We start from the raw sequence: 25,863 nt of genomic DNA, 5'->3' as shown, positions 1-25,863 counted from the left end.
AATCACCTGTCTTCCTATTCTCTAAAATGTAAGAAATAGGCTAGGAAAAAATTCCAATGTCTCTGCTCAGAGTTCGCTTCAATATCTCAGCGCACTGGTTAATTGACAGCAAAATAGCCACTTCTTCAACTAAAATATTATCTATGTATAAATCATTATATCAAAATTATATGTTTAAATATACTATTTTGACACAAAAAAGCCTATTCTTGACGAATAGACTTCCTACGTTACTAAATTTATTTAAGTAGTTCCAAAAACAAGCCATATCCTGCTTCTTCCATTTCCTCTCTCGGTATGAAACGAAGGGCTGCTGAGTTGATACAGTAACGTAATCCACCCTTGCCACGCGGTCCGTCATCAAAGACATGACCTAAATGAGCATGGCCGGCCCGACTGCGGACTTCGATGCGGTTCATGCCATGGGAGAGGTCTTGGAAATATGTCGCAACTTCCTTGCTGATTGGTTTGGTAAAGGAGGGCCAGCCACAGCCTGAGTCGAATTTGTCTGTCGAGAGAAAGAGTGGTTCACCAGTCGTAATATCGACGTAGATGCCAGCTTGGTCGCTATTCCAAAACTCATTTTCGAAGGGTCTTTCCGTCGCAGCTTCTTGAGTGACTTGATACTGGAGGTCGGTCAAGCTGTCTTTTAAGACTTGCTGGTCTGGCTTTTGGTAGTCTGCAACATCAATCAGAGGGATTTTTGCCTGCCCAAGATCGATATGACAGTACCCTTGGGGATTTTTCTTGAGATAATCCTGATGGTAATCTTCGGCGGGAATGTAATGTGCGAGTGACTCCACTTCAACGGCTAGGGGGCGTCCGCCAAAGAGCTGGGACTGCTCCGTCATGACTTGCTCGATAGTCGGCAAATCAGCCTCATCTGTGTAATAGATACCAGTCCGATACTGACGTCCCTTGTCAGGTCCCTGCTGATTGACAGAGAAGGGGTCAATGACGCGGAAATAGTAGAGGAGAATTTCCCGCAAATTGATACGAGTCTCATCATAGGCTAGATAGAGCGTCTCTGCGTGGTCTGTTTGTTTGAGGAGTTGATAATTGGTCGTCTCCACCTGTCCATTGGCATAGCCAACGCTGGTGTCAAGAATACCATCGATCTGGGAGAAATAGCCTTCCATCCCCCAGAAACAACCGCCTGCTAGGTAGATTTCTTTCATGTGAGTTTCCTTTCTATACAGAAAAAGGCTGAGTTTCCTTAACCTTTTCTTCTTTGTCTAACCAATCTCTGCCAAGATTGCTTTGATTTGGTCTTTGGTGTGAACACCAGCAACTTGTTTCACAACTTGTCCATCTTTTTTGAACAAAAGGGTTGGGATTGACATAATACCGAATTGACGAGCTGTGTTTGGATTCTCATCAACATCCATTTTGTAGATGCGCAATTCATCTTCATCCACTTCACCTGCTAATTGCTCTAAGATTGGTGCTTGCATGCGGCATGGACCACACCAAGGTGCCCAAAAGTCAACAAGGACTACGCCTTCTTGTGTTTCAACTTCAAAGTTTGCATCTGTAATAACTTGAACCATAATTTTCTCCGTTTCTGTTTTTGGTACTATCATTTTACACCAAATGAAGAGAGAATGCGAATTTTTGCTACGGGATGAGAGTGGAGATAGGCATGTCGAGAAAATAGTGACTTAAAAATGCCTATTGTCAAGCCAAGCTAGACCGCAGGGAGAAGAGAAAGGACTAATAATACCTTTGACTTGCCAGGCTCATTGCCAAAAGAAAAAAGTTGAACCTTTTCAACTTTTTTCCGTCAAATCCACCACATAGGTTAATTCTTGATAGACATCTTCTATGTCAAAGAGTTCCAAGTCGGTTTCTTCACTAACGACATAGACACCTTCGCGTAGATAGTAGGGTACTGACTGACCTGTTTCATCTGTAAAGGACAATCGGCCTTGCTCTAAATCAATTCCGAAACGGAAGGTAGGAATGTCTTTTGGTGCTCCGACGACTAGATAGTCAGTGCAAACCAATTGTCCACCCCATTTCTTATACAAATGGTTGGATGCGTCATCCTCACGAGTAAAGATGGCTAGTTTCTCTACACCTTGCTCTCTCAACTCTTGCTCAGCTTTTTCAAAAAGCGCCTGGGCAATGCCCTGCCCTTGAAAGTCGGGATGAACAGCAAGGTTGGTGAAATAGGCAGTCCGCTTGCTTGGTGCGTAAATATAAGACTGGCTACATTCCTCTGTGTAAATATCGATGTCGATTAGACCAACTTAATAGCAGAAACTTGCTACGCAAGTCCCATCTCCAACCTCAAACGGTTCCCCAAACTGTTTGAGCCATCTACTTCAGCCACCCATTCCACACGGTAATCATAAATATCTGTCAGTAGTTCGGGCTTTTCAGTTTCTCTATCGTCAAAAAAGGGAGAAAAAAGGTAGCTGAGTGCCTTACAGTAAACCCAGCCTTTTTCATCACTGGTTTGATATTTTCTGATAATCATAAGAATCTCCCATCGGTTGATTGCTATTTAAAGGTCACAATAGTACAGCCTGATCCACCTGCATTTTGTGGGGCGTAGCCGAACTCCTTGACCTGCTTGTTACGGCGTAGGTACTTGGTCACGCCTTCTCGGATAACCCCTGTACCAATACCGTGAACAATGTCGACTTGTGCCAAATTGTTAAGCAGCGCCTGGTCGATAAATTCATCCAATTCCATCATAGCTTCTTCGTAGCGTTTGCCACGGAGATCTAAGCGGGCTTTTGGTCCTCGTACATTAGCGCGTTTGACTGTGTGAACCTGGCGTTTCTTAGGCTGCTCTGCCTTTTCAGCCTTAACAAGCTCAAACTCCTCCTTGGTCAAGGTCATCTTGATTAAACCAACCTGAGCTTCCCAACGCCCGTCCTTGAGCTGATTGGTCAAGGTGCCTCGCTGTCCATAAGCTGTAACGATAATGTCATCGCCCACCTTGGCTTCCCGCTGGATTTTAGCTTTCTTCAGAACCTTGTTTTTAGACAGATCCACCACTTCAGGCGCCAACTTTTTCAGCTCTGCCTTGGCTTCGATAATCTGGTGAGGCTTGAGACTGGCTGCTGCATGGAGATTTTTGAGAATATCCTCGCTTTCTGCCAATGCCATATCTACAATTTCCTTGGCTTCCAAGCGTGCCTTGTTGAGTTCATTTTCCCGCTCACGATTGAGCTCGTCATAGAGCTTGCGGAGTGCTCGGTTCATCTTGTAATTTTCTTGCTCCACCTCATGAATCTTATCTAGGCGACGGCGACTTTCAATCGTTTGGCTTTCCAATTTCTCGATAATGCGGTTCACATCGCTATCGGTGTCGGTCCAAGATTGGGCTGACTGGATAATAATATCAGATAGACCAAGACGGCGGGCAATTTCAAAGGCATTGGAGCGACCAGGAACACCCTGCATAAACTTATAGGTCGGACGCAGGCTATTGGTATCAAATTCCATGCTGGCATTTTCAATACCAGAGGTTTCTATTCCGTAGGCCTTGAGCTCAGGATAGTGGGTGGTTGCCATGGTCTTGATCCCCCGCAGACGAAGGTCATCCAAAATAGCCATTGCCAAAGACGCACCCTCCTGCGGATCTGTCCCCGCTCCCAACTCGTCAAAGAGAATGAGAGAATCTTGATCCGCCTCCGCTAAAATCTGCACCGTGTGGGTCATGTGACTGGAGAAGGTTGATAAACTCTGTTCAATGGACTGTTCATCACCAATATCCGCAAAAATTTCTTTGAAGATAGCTACTCGACTGCCCTTATCAGCCAAGATAGGCAAACCAGACTGAGCCATAAGGTGCGTTAATCCCAAGGTCTTAAGCATGATGGTCTTACCACCAGTGTTGGGACCTGTTATCACGATAGCCGTCAACTGGCTACCGAAATAAAGGTCATTTGGTACGGGCTTAGCAATGAGCGGATGCCGAACGTTGAGAAGGGCAATATCCTGCTTCTCCGAAATAGTAGGCACAACCGCCTTGAAATCTCTTGCAAAGAGGTGCTTGGCTCGGATAAAGTCCAAATGCCCAATGACCCAAGCATTGTTGCGGAGGATACTGCTGTGTGGTCGCAGCATATCCGACAATTCCTGTAAGATCCGACTGATTTCATGCCGTTCCTCTGCCTTGCTATTGGTAATGTCCTCATTGAGCGTAACGACCGCTCTAGGTTCAATATAAACCGTCGAACCAGAAGCGGAAATATCATGAACGACACCTGCAATTTTATTGCGATAGGTATTTTTAACAGGAAGAACATTGCGCCCATTTCTGCTAGCCAAAATAGTATCTGACAGCATATCGCTCTTGTTCTTCAAAATATCCTGCATGACCTGACGGACCTGGTCCTCTGCTTCACGGATTTTTCTTCTAATACGAGCCAGCTTTTCTGAGGCAAAATCCTCTACAAAACCAGCATCATTGATGGACTGGAGCGAGCCTTGCAAGTGGGGGAAAAGCTCAATTTTTTCAAAGAGCTTGTCCAGCTGGCTGAGGCTGACATTTTCAAGATTGCCATAAAAGTCCAGGAGAGACTTGGACACTTCCAATACCTTCTTGACGGCTAATAACTCGGAAATATTGAGATCCGTATCCAATTCCAAACGGCGCATGGCTGGATTGATGTCATTGGTCGCTGAGAGGCTAAAGTAAGGACTTTCGACAAAGATTTGTCCCATATCAGTCAACTCATCAAAGGCCTGCTGGATACGGTGGGCTTCCACCATGGGCTCCAACTGCCTTAATTCTTCCAAACCCTGCTCCGTCAAGAGATAGGGCTCGATTTTTCCTATAACCTTGTGAAATTCAAGGCTTTCAATAATTTTACTATTCATATTTTCCTACTTAGTCAAAAAGGATAAGGTTCCCCTTACCCTGCAATATTACTCAACCAAAGAGATTTTAAAAAACTACTCGTAAATGGTGTGTACTGAATCATAAAATTGGCCAGAAAACTTCCATGGAGCCTATCTTGAATTGCTGCCAAGGGGATGGTCGATAGCAAGACCAAAACAATCTGCAAGGAAAGAAAGGTCACCAAAACAGCTATGGCACCACTAATCAGATTGGTCGTTCTTGTATCCGGGTTAAATTCCTCTAGTAGATGGACAAAAATCCCCACAAAACGTGCCAATCCATAAATCAGGATATAGATCAAAAGAAAGGCAAGACCAGCATAGAATACCTTGTCCAAATCAAATAGATAGTTTTCATCAAAGTAATAGGTCGAACTACCCTGAGTGGCATTGGCAAAAGGCACCCAAAGGTAGAGAAAGGCTATCCACTTCTTGTAGGTCGCTGTTGCAATGACCAGGGCCAAAATACTAGATAGACCATAGAAAGCCTGCAAGACCAAGCCACGACTGTAGCCAATATAGAAGCTCCAGGCCAAAATTAGCAAAATTACCAATGAAATCATGCCTTCTCCTCAAGTTCATCCAAATCAACTAATGTGACATTTTTCTTCAATACTTTTTCTTTTACAAAGGCCAACTCCGCCTCGGTCTGCTCAAAAGCGATTTCACGCGTTAATTGAACAGAGAGGGCGTTGATTGCCAATAAAAGCGCCAAGGTTTCAGGGTCAGCCGTTGGCATCTTTTCCTTGATTGCCTGATATTTTTCGGTTGCAACACGCTCAATTTCTTCCATGAAGAGATTATCATGTTCTGTCGTTAAGGTTAATTGCTTCTCACCAAATGTAAATTTATATCGATTTAAGTTTGCCATAAAACACCTCGCTTACCATTATACAATAAAATAGATGATTTTGCTAATCCATATCCTACAAAGAATGTTTTCTGCGTGCAAAATCTACAAATCGGAATTTATCAATCTTATGCTTGCTTTCTGTATATTGGAACTGTCTTGTATCCCCCAGATAGACCCGGGACTTGATGAGAACCAAATAATCATCCTGGCACTGCATCAAATCACGTTCTTCCCGACTGGTAGGCTCCACCGTAATTTCCTTTTGCGCATAGGCGATATCCAAACCCAACTGGCCTTCTAGGTATTCATAGATGGACTTCTCCGCAATCTCAACTGTCAGAGCTGGAACCAACTCCTCAGCCAAATAGTCCGTATCCACTACAGAAATCTTCCCATCAATAGAACGTGTACGGACAACTTTCCAGACCTTGCTATAGGGTTCAAAACCTGTCAAACTAGCCAGACTGCTATTGACCGTCACCTGTTCTAGACTGACAACCTGTGTCTGACTAGACAATTGAAGAGAGTTGGTCAATTCCTGATAGGAGGTCAAGCCAGAAACAGGAAAATTCAAGATCTCTTGCTTCAAGACCATGGAACCACGTCCCTGAACCTTTTGGATAAGCCCCCCTTCTGTCAGCATAGCCAAGGCCTTGCGTACCGTGTCCCGACTAACCCCATAGATTTCCTGCAATTGTAGCTCGGTCGGTAAGGACGTTTCTGCAGGATAAAGATTTGTACGGATTTTTTCCTTTAAATCATGATAAATTTCTTGGTATTTTTTCATTTCTCAACCTCATATATTGACTGCTTTCTATCATACAACATCACTATTATAACAAAATTTTAAAAAATTTAAGTAAAAGGGCTTGCATTATTTTTTGAAATCGGATACAATACTAGCACAAACGAAATTTGTCCGTACAAATTTCGTATATCCAATTTGTTGTGTCCCCCTAAAACATGATAAATCGGAAAACAAAGTCTTTTAGTTTACTTTTGGTACTAGGCAACTAGCTACTGGCCGCTCCAACAATCAGACTAGCGACTATTGAAGGTTAAAAATCATACTGCTGATAAAATGTAACCCTCATAGCGTACGGCAAAGCGAGTTAGCAAAGTACCAAGAGAGAAGCTAAATGACAAAAAATATGGGAACGGCACTAGCCCAATTGTGCCTAGAAGGAAAAATATATGGGAAAATTTGAAAAAGAAGCCAAACAGCTCTTGGACGCTATTGGCGGCAAAGACAATGTCACAGCAGTTTCTCACTGTGCGACACGGATGCGTTTTGTTCTTGCAGATGACAAAAAAGCAAATGTCAAAGTCATCGAAGACCTTCCAACCGTAAAAGGAACCTTCACCAATGCTGGTCAGTTCCAAGTTATCATCGGTAACGATGTACCTCTTTTCTACAACGACTTCACAGCCGTATCTGGTATCGAAGGCGTATCTAAAGAAGCAGCCAAGTCTGCTGCTAAAAGCAACCAAAATGCCGTCCAACGCGTGATGACTATGTTGGCAGAAATCTTCACGCCTATCATCCCAGCCCTTATCGTCGGCGGTTTGATCCTTGGTTTCCGTAACGTTTTGGAAGGCGTACAATTCGAAGCACTTGGTCAAGCTATGAAAGATGGAGAACTCCTCTTTGACGCAAGTGGTAAACCAATCTGGAACACCATCGTTCAAGTATCACCATTCTGGAATGGTGTCAATCACTTCCTCTGGTTGCCAGGTGAAGCCATCTTCCACTACCTACCAGTAGGTATCACTTGGTCTGTATCTCGTAAGCTGGGGACATCTCAAATCCTCGGTATCGTCCTTGGTATCTGTTTGGTTTCACCACAGTTGCTCAATGCCTACGCTGTACCAGGTACGGATGCTGCGACCATCGCTAGCGACTGGTCTTGGAACTTCGGCTTCTTCTCAATCGCCCGTATCGGTTACCAAGCACAGGTTATCCCAGCCCTCTTGGCAGGTTTGGCCCTTTCTTACCTAGAAATCTTCTGGCGCAAGGTTGTTCCTGAAGTGGTATCAATGATTTTTGTTCCATTCCTATCCCTTCTGCCAGCACTTATCTTGGCTCACACTGTCCTTGGTCCTCTTGGTTGGACTATCGGTCAATGGATGTCAACTATTGTATTGGCTGGTCTAACTGGTCCTGTAAAATGGCTCTTCGGTGCGGTATTTGGTGCCCTTTATGCACCATTCGTTATCACTGGTCTTCACCACATGACCAACGCCATCGATACCCAATTGATTGCAGATGCTGGTGGTACTGGTCTATGGCCAATGATTGCCCTCTCTAACATTGCACAAGGTTCTGCAGTATTTGCTTACTTCCTCATGAACCGTAAGAATGAAAAAGAGGCACAAATTTCGCTTCCAGCAACTATCTCTGCCTACCTTGGTATCACTGAACCAGCCCTCTTTGGTGTCAACGTTAAATACGTTTATCCATTCGTAGCGGCTATGATTGGTTCAAGTATTGCTGGTCTATTATCTGTAACCTTTAACATCCAAGCTGCTTCTATCGGTATCGGTGGGCTTCCAGGTATCTTGTCTATCAAGGCTGAATACTGGGGAGTATTTGCCCTCACTATGTTGGTAGCAATTGTAGTTCCAATGATTTTGACAGTTGTTTTCAAACGTGCAGGACTATTTGCAAAAAAGGATGAGGCTCCTGAAGAAGTAAAAAGCGTAACTCCAAGCGTTTCCTCAGGAGAAAAATCTGATTTGATCAGCCCCCTAACTGGTCAAGCAAAAGAATTGTCACAGGCAACTGACCCTGTATTCGCATCAGGTGTCATGGGGCAAGGTGTCCTTATTGACCCTAGCGAAGGTCTTCTGGTAGCACCTGTTGATGGTGAAGTATCTGTCCTCTTCCCAACCAACCATGCAGTTGGTATCACTGCTGCAAATGGTCTGGAATTACTAATGCACATCGGCATGGATACTGTCAGCTTGGAAGGAAAAGGCTTTACAGCCCATGTCAAACAAGGTGACAAGGTTAAAGCAGGTGACAAATTGATTAGCTTTGACATCGATGTTATCAAGGCTGCCGGTCTGGTAACAGAAACACCTGTCATCGTAACAAATCAAACTGATTTCAATACAGAGGTTCTTGGAGAACTTCCTCGTTCAGTAGAACGTGGACAAGCTATCCTAACCGCTAAAAAGAATTAATATACTAGGAGGGCGCAGGGTAACTTGCACCTCCTATCATTGCTTTATCAACCAAGATAATTCTAGAAAGAGAGAGCAAAATGACAATAGACAAACGAAAGGTTGTTTATCAAATCTACCCCAAATCATATAAGGACACGACAGGAAATGGTGTAGGGGATTTACGAGGAATTATTGAAAAACTTCCTTATCTAAAGGAATTAGGCATTGACATGATCTGGCTCAATCCTTTCTACCCAAGTCCGCAACGGGACAACGGTTATGATATTTCTGATTATACAGCTGTCAATCCTGATTTCGGCACCATGGCTGACTTTGAAGAAATGGTGGCTGTCGGTAAAGAGCTGGGTATTGAATTCATGCTGGACATGGTTCTCAACCACTGCTCGACAGACCACGAATGGTTCCAAAAAGCCCTAGCCGGCGACAAATACTACCAGGATTTCTTTATCCTGCGTGACCAGCCAACTGACTGGGTGTCTAAGTTTGGCGGCAACGCCTGGGCTCCTTTTGGAGATACTGGAAAATACTACCTCCACCTCTTTGACGTGACCCAAGCCGACCTCAACTGGCGAAACCCTCATGTCCGCGAAGAACTCTTCAAAGTGGTCAACTTCTGGAAAGACAAGGGTGTCAAAGGCTTCCGCTTCGATGTTATCAACCTGATTGGTAAGGACGAAGTCCTCGAAGACTGCCCAATCAATGACGGTAAACCAGCCTACACCGACCGCCCGATTACCCACGACTACCTCAAGATGATGAACAATGCCACTTTTGGTAGCGAAAAAGGCTTCATGACCGTTGGGGAAATGTCTGCCACCACCATTGAAAACTGTATCCTCTACACAGCTCCTGAGCGGGAAGAATTGTCCATGGCCTTCAACTTCCACCACTTGAAAGTGGATTATAAGGACGGACAAAAATGGACCATTATGGACTTTGACTTTGAGGAACTCAAACACCTCTTCCACACTTGGGGGGAAGAGATGTCCGTCGGAAATGGCTGGAATGCTCTTTTCTACAACAACCACGACCAACCTCGTGCCCTCAACCGCTTTGTCGATGTGGAGAATTTCCGCAAGGAAGGAGCAACCATGCTAGCAGCCTCTATCCACTTGTCCCGCGGTACGCCTTACATCTACATGGGCGAGGAAATCGGCATGATTGACCCCGACTACGACAGCATGGACGACTATGTCGATGTCGAGTCCATCAATGCCTATCAGATGCTTTTGGACCAAGGTCACGCACCTGATCAGGCCTTCAAGATTATCCAGGCCAAGTCCCGCGACAATTCCCGCACTCCGATGCAATGGGATGCTTCTGAAAATGCAGGCTTCTCAACAGGAACTCCTTGGCTGAAAGCTGGCAAATCCTATCCAACCATTAACGTTGAACAGGAAAAAAAAGGTCCAATCTTTACCTTCTACCAAGAACTCATTCGCCTGCGGAAAGAACTTCCTCTGATTTCAGAAGGGGACTACAAGGCAGCCTACAAGGACAGCCAGAAAGTCTATGCTTTTGAACGCTTGCTAAATGACGAAAAACTGTTGGTCCTCAACAATTTCTTCGCAGAAGAGGTTGAACTAGACCTAGCAGACGACTACGCACGTGGTCAAGTCCTCATCAGCAACTATCCTGACAGCAAACTCGGTAAAAAAATTAGCTTGAAACCTTATCAAGCCTTGGCGATTTTGGTGAAATAAGCAAGAAAAGAGGAGCCCGCTCCTCTTTTGTGATAGAATGAAATAAAAAATGGAAAGGAACATTATGCTCCAAGAATTTTTGAACAAGGTCAACAATCCTGTCTTGAAGGACAAACTGGCAAGAATCTTCACCCAAATCCAGCAAGAATTTCCAAGTCTAACCACAGAAATCAAATGGAACCAGCCCATGTTTATCATGGACGGAACCTTTATCATTGGTTTCTCTACTGCCAAGGCTCACATTTCCATTGCACCTGAAACGGTCACTATGGAAACCTTTGCTCAGGACATCAAGGAGGCCGGCTACGAAGCAACCTCCAACCTCTTCAAAATCAAGGAAGACCAAGAAGTCAACTGGGACCTGCTCCGTAATATCATCGCCTATAACATGGACGAGAAGAAAGGCTATGACAAGTTCTGGAGATAAGAAACGAATGAAAATCTGCCTGGAAAATAACTTCAAAAAAATCGTAGTATTTTTAGCTATTTTTCAAAAAATACTGTTACAATATATTACAGAAACAGCTATCTCAGGGGGGAGATAGCTGTTTTTTTGATTGTCCATCGTTTGTAATGCCCTAATGGATCACATATTAGGAGTAGACTGATTGAGCACTTGGTGCTGTACCCAATCAGTATTTTTTAGTGCCACCAGTTCCGTAATAAATGTTTCATGTTAATTCTCCTTTTCAAAATCAAGATCAACCATCAATTCAAAATCCTCCGACAAGCGAACCAAACCAAACTTATCCAGATTTAACTCCTGTCCCAATGCATCCAAATACTTGAAGTAACCTGATTGCAAAGCGATCGCTTCGCCGTCACAGAATGTCGACATAAACTCATCTCCCTTACCAAATCGAACCCCTTCTGCATTGATAAAGTAATACTTGCCATCTTCTACACAGTAGGCATAAGGGCTTGAACCAAATCCTGAGAGGAAGTCTAAATCTTCTGACTGGAACAAGATGTGGCCATCTTCGTTGATAATATTCCAAAAGATCGATTTCTCTTCATCCATCTCAATAATGATATCATCTTCTTCTCTTGCTTGGTCTTGGTCTTCTAGAGCCACTGCTCGTTCAATTTGGACACTAGCTAGACCGTTTGCCCCAAAGGTGCTGGCTCGTAAAAATTGATTTTTAAAGACGATGCTGCCCTCACTATCAATATAACCCCATAGCCCGTTTTGTTTGTAGGGATGCAGATTACCAAACTCACTCACCTCCAAACTCTCGCAACAAGCTGATACGATGACATCTCCCTGCTTATTGATGATACCTACTTCATCCCCAACCTTGAAGGTTGTGATGTCCTTACTTGTAAACTTTTCCACTTCCCATTCGGATGGATAGTAGAAAACGATTTGACCAGAGGTATTTACAAAAGCAGTTTGACCAGTATGCAAGGTCACATTTGACAAACCACCCGCAAAATGAGAGGCAGCCGCAAAGGTCATCCCAAAGACAGCCTCACCCTTTTCATTGATAAACCAGGTCTTGCCATCTTTTGTAACAGGAGCCAAACCATTTTCAAAAATAGAGGCATCGTCAAACTGAGGTTCTATAACAAGATTATTCTCTTTATTGATGTAACCAAACAAACCATTGTCGAACTGGACAGGAGCCAGACCATTCTCCGCAAATTCATAAGCCAATTGGTACTGACAAGGAATGACTTCTCGACCTGTTTCATCTACATAGCCAACCAAGTCATCCATAACCACCTGCCGCATCCCATGGGATATAGAGTAAATTTCATCATAGTGCTTTTCCGACCTAAAAATAACATCCATATCTTCATTGACAGCTATGTAGGAACTCAACTCACGAATTAGATAGGTATTGCTCAAATCTAATTTATGAATACTAGCATAGAATTGGTTGTTTACAATCCGTCCATCTTCCCCAAGCAAGCAATAGGTTTTATAGTGCTGAGCTATGGCTAATCCTTCTTCCGAGAATTCTGAAATTGCATGGTAGCCCTGATCAAAATTCAATTTCTTATTGAGTTGCTTACCTGTCCGATCAATAATTCCCCACGAGCTAGGTGAGTGATTAAATTTAACAGGCGCTGCCCCCTTGGCTGAGAATTTCTTAGCCTCTGTAAATTGGAAAGGAATTACCAGCTGACCTTCTTCATCTAAGTAGCCCCAGAGCTTGTCTTTTCTGACTGCAATCAGACCATTAGAATATTCGGATATTTCGGAATAAAGTGGCGGAAAAATCATTTTTCCATCTACTGTCATCAAACCAAACAAACCATTCTTTTTCAATAATAATAGTGACATCATAGTACCTCTTTTCTTATTTATGTGACTATTATATAAAATGTTATGGGTAGAAGATTACACATTATCAACTTCTATTGGTATTTTTTTAATATTTTTTCTAAACCTTCTTTCATTCTCTTCCGGAGATGGTCGGGAGCTATTATTTCAAAATGTTCCCCGTATTGCAGGGCCCAGTGATAAAAGGCATCTTCATTACAGATAAGCTCAACAGTCACCATATCGCCCTCTTGTTTCACGAAGCGAAAATCCTTGCCAAACCAATCAATTACAATCCCCACTAATTGTTCTTTGAAGGCAATCCGAACTTTGCCAGTCGGACCAGAAAACATATAGAGATGTTCCTTCATGTACTGACCTAGATGAAACCGCTCTCTCATACTAGCACTCTGATCGAGCTTACGTCGTGGTTCTGAGAGGACCTCAACCTGAGTAATCCGATCCAGACGGCGGTTCTCCAGATATTGCCCCCGACAGTCGTCATAACAAATCACATAGTAGCGAGACATGGAAGAAACAATGTAATAGGGACTGATGATACTAGTGCCTGTATCCACTAATTTCCCCGACAGATTGTAACGACAGGTCGTAATTTGAACCTTTCTATTCTTCTCGATAGCCTCCTCCAAACCTTCAACAACTTGATCCAGGCACATATTATCAGTATGGTTCATGGAGGATAGGTAGCTAATGTGTTTGGCCCGGTTTTTGACACGGGTAGGAGATAGATTCCTTAATTTTTCAATCAAGGTGACAGCCTGCTCATCCGGCATATGTTTAGCATAGAGGATACTATCAATCAAGTATTTTAATTCATTATCAGAAAAATCCCGGCGAATATAGACACCCCGTTGACCTTCAATATATCCCTCTTCTTTTAATCTCACCAGATAGTTGGAAAGAGTCTTTCTGGTAATCGAAATGGTATAGTCAGTTTCTAAACGCTTCATAATCTGCGCTTGTGTGAGCCTACTTTGGTGGCTGGAATACTTTTTTAATATCTCTAAGATATAGATCGCCAGCAACAATTTATCTTTCATATCTCAACCGCCAATTGTTATTTTTCTCTATTCTAAAAAATTTTACTACTATTTGCAAGTCCAATAACTTTCCTCTGGGCGACTTTGACCGGTTGGCAGTACAATCGCATAGAATATCTCCATCCCATAGATAAATTTACGCAATTCTTCGCTTTTTTTCTTTTCCCGGACATATTCCAACCAAACGTTTGCTAGAGTATAGTTATCTATGCTGGTAATATGGTGGTTGAGAACTGGCTTATGAAAATTTGTAGCCGCCCCGTCATTTGAACAGAGTTTTCTTAATTGCCAACGGTCTAACATGGTCTGAGTTCCTAAATCAGACCCCATATTAGTATAGAATAGAGATTCCATCACCTTAGCGACATCTTTCAGACCATTTTGTGAGTTGAGAAAAGAAGCAATCCCTGGTTGAGAACGACGGAAAAGACAGAAGGGTTTGCTTTTTAACCACTGAATAATATCACTGTCTACTTTGGCGACTTCCATTGCTCGTATGGTTACTCGCGACCAGTCCTTAGCCCCTGTATCTGACCACAATAAGCTAGCAGATAAAGGTTCAAACAAGTAATCCCTTTTCAAGAGCCGTTCTGTATTATCAATCGCCTCCTTCCTAGCCTTATTTTCATCCTGACGATACTTCTCCACAAAAGAAAAATTCTTTGAATGGGGATAAGCACTAAACTCACAATGTTCCACTGTTCTAGCAGTACATTCCTCCACCATACCCGTTCTCGATGAGTAGTGATATAGCACCATCTTCCAGTCCTCCTTTATTCTTCTAGCTCATAGTCATAATCATCATCTTCTTCAAATAAGTAGGCTATCTCTTTTTCCAACTCTTCATTCACCCTTGCGACTAAGAAGTCCGAATAACCACATCTGTAATAACCAATCCCAATAAATTCTCCCGTACAATAGACTTCGTATCCTAGCCAGGCAAAGAATTCAATAATGTTATATTTGGCATACAAGCGTTCTACCAAAAGGGGCAGTATCTTATCAATGCTCATCCCTGGGGCAGGACTTGGTCCACCCGCTATCCGATAATCCCCTTCACAAGCATAAAATTGCTCCACCATTTTTATTAACTGAGGATCTTCCGTAAAATCAGCCGCGGGACCCAGAACAGTCATTGGTAAGGCTTCATTTTCATACTCTTGGAATAAAAATTCCAAAATAGCTTCCTCAAGCTCCTCACTATTCAAAAACACATGAAGATACTCCGAACTACCTTCTATATTTAACAAATTCCCCGGTCCATGCCCCTTAAAACACGGCTCTACGAGCGAGCTATATTGTAAACTTGGATACCTCCGGCGATTGTCCTCCCATTTTTCCAAATAGGCTTCCCCTTCTGCCTTGGTTTCAAAATGAGGACTGGCTTCTACTTCACATTTTCGAAAAAGACCACCACATTTTGCCACTTTTCCTTGATAATTGATATGAAACATTAGACACTTACTCCATTTTCTAAGCTTTCAAAAGTATAGTTTCCAGGAAGGAAAAAGTTTTGGGTATAGATGATGGATTGTTCCTTGTCCAAGACCTGATACAGGATACCCATGCCAGTGTCAAAGCGATTGATGTCAATAAAAATACATGTATCCTGGTCCCTATTTAAAAGACCAATATCATACATAGCTTCTTTATAGGTATCAAAGATTCTTTCTGTCATCCCCTCAACAGCTATGAATAGACGAGGATCGGCTTCCAAACCGTGAAAAGTAAAGGGAATTAACATCCATCTTTGAAAAACGGGTCCATAGGGTCGCACCCACATCTTCTCTAAAGGAAAATCATCCCCACGGTAGTAGTCAAATGGAACCCTGTGAAAAGAACCCTTACCAAAGAATGCAATCAACTGATGCTTGTCCTCCGAATGATGAACCAAGATAGTATCCTTAGGTATATCTGAAAAATCTTCAGGAGCAACTTCTTGAGGCAATCTTCTGTACTCAATGACAACCGAGGAACCAAAAGGTTCTCCACTGGTCACATAGAGTACATCCTGTTGTTCAAAAGCCTCCAGACGATCATAGTCAGGCGAATAGGTCTTCCGTGTCACAATTTTCTTCCGAATGTGTGGCTTTATTTCACTTCCTGAATGATAAAAGTTTGCGGTCCGATTGGTGAAGTATTCTTTTTTCACAAAATAAACAACACCTGCCATGATAGCCAGACCAAGTAAGCCCGTCAGCACCTTACTTGGCAGAATAATTTTATACAAGACAAAGATAGTTGCTAGAATAAGCAGACAGCCTTTTTTATTGTTCATAGGTCCCCCATTCAAAGGTCACAGGCTTCTCTTCCGTTCCCATGACAAATTCACCCCGTTGCAAGGCACGACCATTCTTGTCCGTCAACACATAGGTCCACTTTGCGCCGTATTTCGTTTTTCTTATCTCCGTATACCAAATAATGTCCTCGACTTGATTGATAGAAGCAAGCAGTTTTTCCCACTCTGGAAATTGATTTCTATTTTGCTCACTAGACCAACCAATAACCAGGCGTGGATCAGCTTCAAAACCATGGTAACCAATAGGAATAATATGAGTCCTATCATACTGCCCAGCATCTACTGGACGGATCCACGGCCGCAAAGACCGTCTATGATAATCTCCCAGCCCTAGCTCCTTGTCACGCTTAAAACGTTTAGCAGACTGTTTACGGAAGCGAGCCAAAACCTGATGAACCTCCCCATCATGATAAATCTTGATATGATCATAGGGCATATCGTCAATGTCAAATTCATGCAACCACCGATTGGAACGACGATAGGTGATAACTGTCTTGTCTGGATTTTCAGCAGTATCTATCGTGAATTTCATAATCGTCTGCTTAGCGAATGCTTCTAAATCATCCAATTGAGGATTGTAGAAACCATCTCTCACGATAATCCCCTCTTGAAAGGCATGGCGCACGGCCAGTGCCTCTTCCGTCTTTCTCTGCTCCATCCTCTTGGCACGTTCTTTTTCATCTTTCAGTGCCTGCTCTTTTTCCCTGAAGGTTGATTTACGATACCAAAGAACCAGGAGAATAAAGATGACAATTGTCCCTTGAAAAGCATAGTCTGTCGTCAACTCCATAATCCACCAAATCGAATAGACAAAATAAAGAATAGGGAGTAGATGGAGATGGGAACGGTAGCGGGCATAAAAGTCTGGAAAGAAAAGCCGCGCAAACAGTATCCCAGTATAGAGCCAAAACATCACATTGATAAAGGTAAAGGGCCACAGGGATGCAAGCGTATTGCGAACCACAAAAACACCCACTCCGAACAAAACTATCCGCAATATAAATTCAAATTTCTTCCCCATAGCTATTTCCTTCTAATATCTGGTTGTTTTGCGACTGGTTTGATAAGACTTGGTTCAGTTAGTGGCTTCAAGGATGTTGCCCGTCTTTCTGCCTCAGTCTTTACCTTGCCAGAGCCAGGACCTGTTAGGTATTGCTCTGGTTTGTAAATTTTCCAATTTTTCCCTTCCTCATCCATAGTCCAATACAAAGATAGAGTAATGAAAGGAAGTTGGACAGGAACAACTGTCGCAGCGTGGTACTTAATTTCTGCATTATACCGCCTATCTTCTTCCCACTTCTGTTGGACAGTAGAGCCGCCTGATGACTTGACCTTGAAAAGTTCCTCATAAAAACCTGGCTTCAGATGTGGAAATACGGGCGAAGCTTGGTCAAAGAGATGATAAGAAAAATTATGCATACTGTAATTAAAACGAATCGAAATCATCTTATACAAGAACACGAGAACCAGAGGGTGAATATAGGTCCCAACCTTTAAAAAAGATAGAAAGGCTGGTAAAGGGACCGACCCTGCTTGAAGATAGACAATACTTAAAAAAATACCACAGACGATAGCTAGGCGATCAAATCTTGGTGTCTTATTAAGAATAAATAGCCTTATCTTCTTAGGCTGATGCTTAAAAAATTTTGGCACCTGCATATAACCAGAACGATCTGTTCCAGCGATAAAAATTGCCGCACGATAGATGAGCCAAAAAGGTAGAACAATTCCGATGCATACAAAAATTAGTAAAGCGATTACAGAAATAAATCCTCCAATTACCCGAAAGAACCCATTCTCCTGTAGCAAACTTTCCACACGAAACAAGGAATAGACTGTTGGAATGAACAGAAAAAGGACGACCGCTACCATAGCAAATAATTTTAGATAAATCTCTTTATAAAAGGTCGATTGCCGTAGATCGTTCATTTTGCCACTGCCGAAAAGCAAGACCACTATTCCCACTACAATAAAATTAGCTAATTTGCTTGGATTGGATAGACTAATGTCAAAAACATCCCAACAAACAATCAGAATAACTATCTTCAGAAAAAACAAAGCAAGATTGCCAATAGACTGAATTCCTTTTAACATATATAACTCCTTAAAATGTATTTGCATATCTCCTATGCTTCTGTCTATAGCATAACAAATACTATGGGTAGTATTTTACCCACAAGGAAAATTCTTAATCTCGTGGTCAAGTTTTTATTCTAGTTTACCCTATTTGTCTATGCCGCTTCCATTATAGCCCCCGTATATTTTATCAATATATTTGATAAATATTCGTCTTTTTTGGATTTACAGCTATTGCTCTTGTGATAAGATTGTTTTTTCCTTATTTTATGACAGCTATTCAATAAAAACATTCCCTTTTATCCAATAAAAGGACGCAAAAAAACTCATCCTCTAAAGGATGAGTTTTACTATTTGTCTTATGGATTAAATGACACGTGTACGTGGTCGTAGTGGTTTTCTGTAATGCTTCCGCGGTCTGGCATCAAGTTCCAAGTGTAAGCTGGACCGTAGATACTGTCAAATGGCGCATAGAAACGTTGTTTCCAGATGATATAAGAAATGTTTTTCGCACCCATATTAGCAATAGCATACTCTGCCACCTGGTCACCTAATGCTGAACTTTGTGGTACCATGAAGTCAATTGCCAATCCCTTACCATGGTCGCCAGAATCACCAGGACGGTAACCTGAGAAAGAAGTAATACCGAAGGCGTTAGCTACTTCTGCACGGAAGGCTGCGACCTGTGGTTGCAAGCCTACATCGTAAGAGCTAGTTGCTGCTTGAGCTGCAGCTGCTGCTTGAGCTGCCGCCGCCGCTTGGGCTTCTGCTGCCGCTTGGGCTTCTGCTGCCGCTTGGGCTTCTGCTGCTGCTTGAGCTTCTGCTGCCGCTTGGGCTTCCGCCGCTGCTTGAGCTTCTGCTGCCGCTTGGGCTTCTGCCGCTGCTTGAGCTTCTGCTGCCGCTTGGGCTTCTGCTGCCGCTTGAGCTTCTGCTGCTGCCTGAGCTTCCGCTACTGCTGGCTCAACGGACGCTGTTGCCTCGGCTGGAGTTTCTACTGCTGGCTCAACGGGAGCTGTTGCCTCGGCTGGAGTTTCTACTGCTGGCTCAACAGGGGCTGTTGCCTCGGCTGGAGTTTCTACTGCTGGCTCAACAGGGGCTGTCGCCTCGGCTGGAACTTCTACTGCTGGCTCAACGGGAGCTGTTACCTCGGCTGGAGTTTCTACTGCTGGCTCAACGGGGGCTGTCGCCTCGGCTGTAGCTTCTACTGCTGGAGCGACTGGGGCTACTACAGGAACTTCAGCCAAGTTTACAACTGTATTATCAATAGTCGCCTGATTAGCTGTCACATCCACAGTTGCTTGAACAGTTTCTGCTGGATTTTCCTGGCTTGGTGTTTCAATTTCAATCTGGGTAACTTGATTGTTTTGATCAAGAGTAGCTGTCAAAACTGTATCTGGGAAAATCAAGTTAATATCTGTAATCTGATTGATTTTAGCCAACAAATGCATATCAACATTCATAGCTGAAGCGATAGCACTAAGGGTATCACCATACTTAACCGTATAAGTCAACTGACCTTCATTGTTGGTAATTTCAGTAACGATTTCTTCAACAGTTCGTGGTGTCCACTCCAATGCGAGAACTTGTGGACTAACCATACCAGTTGTGAAAAGTGAAAGGGCCAAGGTTGACGCGTACATCATTTTTTTATTTGTTTGCAAAAGGGATGTTTTTCTCTTACGACGCATATGCTTTGGTTTTGTAACTCTTTTACGTTTCATCTTCTATTCCTTTTCTGATTTGATAGTACTATCATACCTAATTCTGTTATGAAAAACAAGAACAAAGAGGGCTTTTTAATAAACTGTTGCCCTTACGTAATATTGCTTCTTTTCTGTCACACAACCTATATATTTGTTACAGTTCTGTCACATTGCTCACCAAAGAAAGCCATTCCCAAAATCTACCTAAAGCTCTCAAATAGAGTTCAAGGAGCTTCCTAAACTTCCTCCGGATAGACCAAGCCCCATTCTTTGCGGAGTTGGGTCATAATGTCCATGACATCTTGGGTGTAGGCTAGATGCATGGTATTTTCAAGTCCTGCGACAGCTTTTTCCATATCCGCCACTTCATAAGAGAGGGCCTTGGCTGTCTCGCCCGCTTCGATTACTTCTTGACTACCGTCTTCAGTATAGGTAATGACCGCCTTCTGACCACGAGGATACTCATAGAGTTCAATATAGCCCTTGTCATAGGCGATAGTCCCACGTTTTGGCTGTTTGGCATGGAGGGTCAGAGCAATGGTCGCCATCTCTCCTGCATCATTGCTGAGCAAAATCCCTACCTGCTCGTCCACACCTGTCGGAGCCAATTTGACCTGGGACAAGACCTGATTTGGCTTTTCTGTCATAAACCAACGGACAAAGGACAGAGCGTAGACCCCAATATCCAAGAGGGCACCGCCTGCTAAGTTCTTATTGAAAAAGCGGTTGGTCATGTCATATTCCTTGTAGCTGCCAAAGTTCATCTGAATCATCTTCAACTCTCCAAGTTTGCCACTTGCAACAACTTCACTCAACTGACGATAGATTGGCATGTGGAAAATGGTCATGGCTTCTGCCAAGACGACCTGGTTTTCCTCTGCCAACTGAATAGCTTCTGCTAATTCTTCCGAATTCAAGGTAATGGACTTCTCACAGAGGACGTGTTTCCCAGCCTTCAAGGCCTTTCTCAAATAATTGATATGGGTATTGTGAGGCGTTGAGATATAGATAATATCCACTTCTGGATCCGCAAACACCTCATCGATTTCCGCATAAACCTTTTCAATCCCATATTTTTTTGCAAACTCCACACCCTTATCATAGGTGCGGTTGGCTACCGAATAAAGATTGCCACCCATGGCTTGCAAGGCCTGAACCAATTCATTGGCAATGACACCTGTTCCCAGGGACGCCCACTTGTACTGTACTTGATCTTTCATTGTCTACCTCACTTTCTCCTCCTATTATAGTAAAAACCACCCTTTTCTGCACACTCTAACCCGCATTTGTGATACAATAAAAACATGAATACTCTTGTCCTAAAGCCATCAACCCAGCAAAAACAGGCCATGCTAGCCCACTACGACCGCTATCGACAGGCTAGCAAAAATCCTTATATAGAAGCATTTTTCAAACTAGCTGGTGCTAGCTTGTCCATCTATACTTCAGGCAAGGTCGTTTTCCAAGGGGAAATGGCAGAGCAGGAAGCAAGTCTCTGGGGCTATGAGCCAGAACGCTCTGAACAGTCGACTAGGCCAGGTCAAGATCTGCCCATGATTGGGACCGATGAGGTTGGAAACGGGTCTTATTTTGGAGGTTTGGCAGTCGTTGCCAGTTTTGTCCGCCCAGAAGACCATGCCTTTCTCAAGTCGCTTGGCGTGGATGATTCCAAAAAAATGACAGACCAAAAAATCTGCCAATTCGCCCCTCTCTTAAAAGAGAAAATCCCCCACCAAGCTCTGCTATTGTCACCCCAAAAATACAACGAAGTCATCGAGCAAGGTTACAATGCGGTGTCTGTCAAGGTCGCCCTACACAATCAGGCTATTTTCCTGCTCCTACAAAAGGGAACCCAGCCTGAGAAGATTGTCATTGATGCCTTTACTTCTAGTCAAAATTATCAAAAGTACCTGAAGAAAGAAGCCAATCAATTTACTAATCCAGTGACCTTGGAAGAAAAGGCTGAGGGCAAGTACTTGGCTGTGGCAGTATCTTCTATTATTGCTAGAGCTATGTTTTTAGAAAATCTTGTCCAGCTTGGTCAACTAGTTGGGATGAATCTGCCGTCTGGTGCAGGCAGTAAGTCCGACCATGTCGCAGCCAGCATCTTAAAAGACTATGGCATGGCAGGACTCAACCAAACTGCCAAACTCCACTTTGCCAATACGCAAAAAGCACAAAAATTATTGAAATGAGGAACAAATATGGGAAAAAGACGAGGCACGAAACGCTCGCCATTCATAGCCTTCATAGCTGAATGGGGGACCCTCATTCTCTTTATGATCGCTCTCTTTGCTAGTCGCTACTTCTTGTGGGACCCTGTATCCGTTGATGGTCATTCTATGGATCCTACTCTCCAACACCAAGAAAAGTTAGTAATGTTCAAAACCACATCCATAGATCGTTTTGATATTGTCGTGGCCAGCGAAACAGACAGCGATGGTAAAGAAAAATTGATTGTTAAACGGGTGGTCGGCATGCCAGGCGATACCATTCGCTATGCAAATGATGTCCTCTATATCAACGAGCAGGAAGTGGATGAACCCTATCTTGATGAATACCTAGCAGCCTTTCAAAAGGACAAATTGCAAGAAGAATATGCTTACAACAAACAATTCCAAGCCGTTGCCCAAACTGCCCAAGCCTTTACACAGGATGCTAATGGTTCGGTTGATTTCAGCCTTACAGTACCTGAAGGACAATACTATCTCTTAGGTGATGACCGCCTAGTATCTTTAGATAGCCGTAGCGTAGGAACATTTGCACGCGATAATATCAAGGGGGAAGTTGTCTTCCGCATGTGGCCTTTCAATCGAATTGGAACTGTTGATTAACAGAAACAAGGGAGTGGGAAAGAACTCGACTAGTCTAAAAAAGAGTTCGTCAACAGGTCCTTATTTCCAGTTGTTGAGCTGAAACAGTCTATTCCCAGACATCAATTTATGTGAGCTGACTGCCGTCAGCTTATATCTCCCACTTTAAAAGGTCTCCCAGACCTTTTAAACTCCCACCCCCGCATAGCTCCAAAGGTTTGGGGAACCTTTGGAGGTCGGAGATAGAGCGAATAGAGTTCGCTACAAAACAGTCAGAGTAGTGACTGTTGGAGCTTGGAAATAGAGCGAACGTTGTTCGCAACAGTCGTAATGGTCAGATTTGGAGTGTAAAACATGAACTGCTGAGATTTGCTTTGCAAATCTTATCTCCTACCTTTAACAGTCTCCCAGACTGTTAAAGCCAATCAACCACTGCGCTGAGATGTTGACACGAACACTGAGAAGTGGGCCAGGGCTTTTTGCCCAGCCTCTTCTTTTTTCACTATTTTAGGAAATATTCTCTATGAACGAAGTATATTTTACCGGCACCATTGACCGGATTATTTTTGAAAATCCTAGTAATTTTTATAAAATCCTTCTCCTTGAAATCGAGGAGACAGACGCAGACTATGACGACTATGAAATTATTATAACAGGGACCATTGCTGATGTCATCGAAGGAGAAGACTATCGCTTTTATGGCAATCTAGTCACCCATCCCAAATACGGTCAGCAGATGCAAATCACGCGCTACGAACGCAGCAAACCAACCTCCACAGGCCTAGTCAAGTATTTCTCCAGCGAGCATTTCAAGGGAATTGGACGTAAAACAGCTGAAAAAATTGTTGAGCTTTATGGCGAAGATACCATTGATAAGATTTTAGCTGAACCTGAAAAACTAACCCAAATCACAGGCCTATCCAGCAAGAACATGCAGGCATTTGTGGAGAAACTCCGCCTCAATTATGGAACCGAGTTGATCTTGGCAAAACTAGCCGAGTATGGCATTCCCAATAAATTGGCCTTTCAAATCCAAGACCAGTATAAGGAAAAAACACTTCAGATTATTGAAGAAAATCCCTATCAACTGGTCGAAGATGTCCAGGGGCTCGGCTTTACCATTGCCGATAGGATTGCCGAAAACCTAGGAATTGCTAGTGACTCTCCCCAGCGTTTTCGGGCTGGTATGCTCTTTAGCCTCATTCATCGCTCTATGGAAACAGGTGATACCTATGTGGAGGCTAGAGATTTACTAGAAGCTACCCTTGAACTGCTGGAAAAATCTCGCCATACCGAACTAGACCCTGCTGCCGTTGCCCAAGAGTTGACTGGACTGATAGAAGATGGCAAGGTCCAGCAGGAAGGCACCAAGATTTTCGACAACAGCCTCTACTTTGCCGAACATGGTATCCATAAAAACCTGACCCGCCTGATGGGAAAAAATGGTTTCAAACCCTTCCCACGCGCAGACGTCGAGGCTGCTATAGCAGAGCTGGAAAGTATGTCCTCTTTGACCTATGATGGCATTCAAAAAGAAGCCATCGTCCAAGCCATCACCAATCCGCTCTTTATCCTAACTGGTGGACCAGGAACAGGTAAAACAACCGTTATCAACGGCATTATCGCGGCCTATGCCATCTTGCATAAGATTGACCTGACTCGCAACCGAGAAGAATGCCCTGTCCTCCTAGCCGCTCCAACTGGACGAGCAGCCAGACGAATGAACGAATTGACAGGTCTGCCTTCTGCCACCATCCACCGCCATCTGGGGCTTGTCGAAGGACAGGAAGAAACCTACCGAGATGATTACCTCGAGGCTAACTTCATCATCGTAGACGAATTTTCTATGGTCGATACTTGGTTGGCAAATCAACTCTTCCAGAATATCTCCTCCCAGACCCAGGTTCTGATTGTCGGCGATGCAGAGCAATTGCCTTCTGTCAGTCCCGGTCAAGTCCTAGCTGACCTATTGAAAATTGACAAGCTGCCGAGCATTACTCTAGAACGTATTTATCGTCAGTCAGACGATTCGACCATCGTTACACTAGCCAGCCAGATTCGCCAAGGTGCCCTGCCGAGCGATTTCCGGGAGAAAAAGGCAGACCGCTCCTATTTTGAAGCGCAAAACGAACAAATTCCAGCCCTGATTGAACGCATTGTCGGCGCAGCCATCAAGTCGGGCATTCCTGCAAACGAAGTACAAATCCTCGCTCCCATGTACCGTGGTGCTGCAGGTATTGACCAGCTCAACACCATGACCCAGGCCCTGCTCAATCCACTGGAAGAAGGAGAGTTAGAATTCCTCCATAACGAGCAAGCCTTCCGCCAAGGAGACCGGGTCATCCACCTGGTCAACGACGCCGAAGCCAATGTCTTCAATGGCGACTTGGGCTACATCACCGACCTCCTACCGGCCAAGTATACCGACTCCAAGCAGGACGAAATCACCATCAACTTCGACGGCAGCGAGGTCACCTATCCTCGAAACGAATGGTACAAAATTACCCTAGCCTATGCCATGTCCATCCACAAGTCCCAAGGCAGCGAGTTTCAGGTCGTCATCCTTCCTATCACCCGCTCCAGCCACCGCATGCTCCAGCGCAACCTGGTCTATACCGCCATCACCCGCTCCAAGAGCAAGCTCATTCTTCTAGGCGAAATCTCCGCCTTTGACTACGCCGTCAAAAACGCCGGCACCCTCCGCAAAACCTACCTGGTCCCACGTTTCCAAGGAGAAATGGCAGAGCAGGGCAGCAAGGAAGCTTTGACTGAAAAAGACGAAAGCAAAACAACTGAAACCACGCAAACCCAGCCACCTACACAGCCAGACAGGAAAGAACAGGTTGAAGTAGTCAAAGAAAACAACCAACAACTCTCCCTTCTTGATCAAGACCAGCCAGAAAAAGCAAGTGCCCAACCCAGAGCATACATTCTGACTGTGGACAACCTACTAACCATCGACCCCATGATTGGCATCCAAGAGGCAGATATAGAGGAATTTTTTAAAATTATATAACAAAATTATTTCTTTTGTTAC

The 25,863-nt window shown here is 43.7% G+C and carries 21 protein-coding genes and 1 pseudogene; 6 read left to right on the top strand and 16 right to left on the bottom strand.

Annotation, left to right across the window (positions count from 1 at the left end; all coding sequences use genetic code 11):
- Window positions 1–239: 239 nt before the first annotated feature.
- From msrB to treR, 7 genes and pseudogenes are all read right to left on the bottom strand, one after another.
- Window positions 240–1,178: a peptide-methionine (R)-S-oxide reductase MsrB gene (gene msrB / locus ACEE44_RS03110; RefSeq protein WP_449171240.1), complete on the bottom strand. Its 939-nt coding sequence runs from the start codon at window positions 1,176–1,178 to the stop codon at window positions 240–242.
- Between the two features lie 57 nt (window positions 1,179–1,235).
- Window positions 1,236–1,550: a thioredoxin gene (gene trxA, locus ACEE44_RS03105; RefSeq protein ID WP_002941035.1), complete on the bottom strand. Its 315-nt coding sequence runs from the start codon at window positions 1,548–1,550 to the stop codon at window positions 1,236–1,238.
- Between the two features lie 219 nt (window positions 1,551–1,769).
- Window positions 1,770–2,482 (bottom strand): annotated as a pseudogene (locus tag ACEE44_RS03100) (GNAT family N-acetyltransferase).
- A 23-nt stretch (window positions 2,483–2,505) separates the two neighbouring features.
- Window positions 2,506–4,839: an endonuclease MutS2 gene (locus ACEE44_RS03095; protein WP_449171239.1), complete on the bottom strand. Its 2,334-nt coding sequence runs from the start codon at window positions 4,837–4,839 to the stop codon at window positions 2,506–2,508.
- A gap of 35 nt (window positions 4,840–4,874) precedes the next feature.
- Window positions 4,875–5,423, bottom strand: a complete 549-nt coding sequence (locus ACEE44_RS03090) for a CvpA family protein (protein ID WP_105124490.1) — start codon at window positions 5,421–5,423, stop codon at window positions 4,875–4,877.
- The gene (locus ACEE44_RS03085; protein ID WP_449171238.1) at window positions 5,420–5,731 is read right to left on the bottom strand and encodes a hypothetical protein; all 312 of its coding nucleotides are present in this window, start codon (window positions 5,729–5,731) and stop codon (window positions 5,420–5,422) included. The genes ACEE44_RS03090 and ACEE44_RS03085 overlap by 4 nt, the downstream gene beginning before the upstream one ends.
- 55 nt (window positions 5,732–5,786) lie before the next feature.
- Entirely contained in the window at window positions 5,787–6,500 is a 714-nt protein-coding gene (gene treR / locus ACEE44_RS03080) for a trehalose operon repressor (protein ID WP_449171237.1), read from the bottom strand.
- Window positions 6,501–6,907: 407 nt separating this feature from the next.
- Between treR and treP the strand changes: the two genes are divergently transcribed.
- From treP to ACEE44_RS03065, 3 genes are all read left to right on the top strand, one after another.
- Entirely contained in the window at window positions 6,908–8,899 is a 1,992-nt protein-coding gene (gene treP, locus ACEE44_RS03075; RefSeq protein ID WP_449171236.1) for a PTS system trehalose-specific EIIBC component, read from the top strand.
- Between the two features lie 80 nt (window positions 8,900–8,979).
- Window positions 8,980–10,605: an alpha,alpha-phosphotrehalase gene (gene treC, locus ACEE44_RS03070; protein WP_449171235.1), complete on the top strand. Its 1,626-nt coding sequence runs from the start codon at window positions 8,980–8,982 to the stop codon at window positions 10,603–10,605.
- A gap of 49 nt (window positions 10,606–10,654) precedes the next feature.
- Complete coding sequence (locus ACEE44_RS03065) at window positions 10,655–11,032, top strand: iron chaperone (RefSeq protein WP_449171234.1); 378 nt, start codon at window positions 10,655–10,657, stop codon at window positions 11,030–11,032.
- 249 nt (window positions 11,033–11,281) lie between these two features.
- Here the strand turns inward: ACEE44_RS03065 and ACEE44_RS03060 are convergent, their stop codons facing one another.
- The 9 genes from ACEE44_RS03060 to ACEE44_RS03020 all read right to left on the bottom strand — a co-directional run bounded on the left by ACEE44_RS03060 (window position 11,282) and on the right by ACEE44_RS03020 (window position 21,233).
- Window positions 11,282–12,895, bottom strand: coding sequence for a WG repeat-containing protein (locus ACEE44_RS03060; protein ID WP_449171233.1), 1,614 nt, complete (start codon window positions 12,893–12,895; stop codon window positions 11,282–11,284).
- Window positions 12,896–12,969: 74 nt separating this feature from the next.
- Window positions 12,970–13,935 carry a helix-turn-helix transcriptional regulator gene (locus ACEE44_RS03055; protein WP_449171232.1) on the bottom strand — a complete coding sequence of 322 codons (966 nt, stop codon included), beginning with the start codon at window positions 13,933–13,935 and terminating at the stop codon, window positions 12,970–12,972.
- 48 nt (window positions 13,936–13,983) lie between these two features.
- A complete protein-coding gene (locus ACEE44_RS03050) occupies window positions 13,984–14,694 on the bottom strand; it encodes a hypothetical protein (protein WP_449171231.1) in 711 nt (236 codons plus the stop codon).
- 14 nt (window positions 14,695–14,708) lie between these two features.
- On the bottom strand, window positions 14,709–15,389 hold the full coding sequence (locus ACEE44_RS03045) for a hypothetical protein (protein ID WP_449171230.1): 681 nt from the start codon (window positions 15,387–15,389) through the stop codon (window positions 14,709–14,711).
- Window positions 15,389–16,213 (bottom strand): hypothetical protein, encoded by an 825-nt coding sequence (locus tag ACEE44_RS03040; protein ID WP_449171229.1) that lies wholly within the window; start codon window positions 16,211–16,213, stop codon window positions 15,389–15,391. The genes ACEE44_RS03045 and ACEE44_RS03040 overlap by 1 nt, the downstream gene beginning before the upstream one ends.
- Window positions 16,203–17,255, bottom strand: coding sequence for a hypothetical protein (locus ACEE44_RS03035; RefSeq protein ID WP_248055293.1), 1,053 nt, complete (start codon window positions 17,253–17,255; stop codon window positions 16,203–16,205). The genes ACEE44_RS03040 and ACEE44_RS03035 overlap by 11 nt, the downstream gene beginning before the upstream one ends.
- 2 nt (window positions 17,256–17,257) lie before the next feature.
- A complete protein-coding gene (locus ACEE44_RS03030; RefSeq protein ID WP_449171228.1) occupies window positions 17,258–18,328 on the bottom strand; it encodes a hypothetical protein in 1,071 nt (356 codons plus the stop codon).
- Window positions 18,329–18,669: 341 nt separating this feature from the next.
- A complete protein-coding gene (locus ACEE44_RS03025; RefSeq protein WP_449171227.1) occupies window positions 18,670–20,031 on the bottom strand; it encodes a LysM peptidoglycan-binding domain-containing protein in 1,362 nt (453 codons plus the stop codon).
- Between the two features lie 218 nt (window positions 20,032–20,249).
- The gene (locus ACEE44_RS03020; RefSeq protein ID WP_449171226.1) at window positions 20,250–21,233 is read right to left on the bottom strand and encodes a Gfo/Idh/MocA family protein; all 984 of its coding nucleotides are present in this window, start codon (window positions 21,231–21,233) and stop codon (window positions 20,250–20,252) included.
- Between the two features lie 84 nt (window positions 21,234–21,317).
- On the opposite strand from ACEE44_RS03020, the gene rnhC reads away from it, so the two are divergent.
- From rnhC to recD2, 3 genes are all read left to right on the top strand, one after another.
- Window positions 21,318–22,208 carry a ribonuclease HIII gene (rnhC, locus tag ACEE44_RS03015; protein ID WP_449171225.1) on the top strand — a complete coding sequence of 297 codons (891 nt, stop codon included), beginning with the start codon at window positions 21,318–21,320 and terminating at the stop codon, window positions 22,206–22,208.
- Between the two features lie 9 nt (window positions 22,209–22,217).
- Window positions 22,218–22,847, top strand: coding sequence for a signal peptidase I (gene lepB, locus ACEE44_RS03010; RefSeq protein ID WP_449171224.1), 630 nt, complete (start codon window positions 22,218–22,220; stop codon window positions 22,845–22,847).
- A 502-nt stretch (window positions 22,848–23,349) separates the two neighbouring features.
- Window positions 23,350–25,842 carry an SF1B family DNA helicase RecD2 gene (gene recD2, locus ACEE44_RS03005; protein WP_449171223.1) on the top strand — a complete coding sequence of 831 codons (2,493 nt, stop codon included), beginning with the start codon at window positions 23,350–23,352 and terminating at the stop codon, window positions 25,840–25,842.
- The last annotated feature ends 21 nt before the right edge of the window (window positions 25,843–25,863 follow it).

It is taken from the genome of Streptococcus sp. 32226D021BW (genome assembly GCF_053545015.1).
This window is presented reverse-complemented; position numbering and strand designations above follow the sequence as displayed.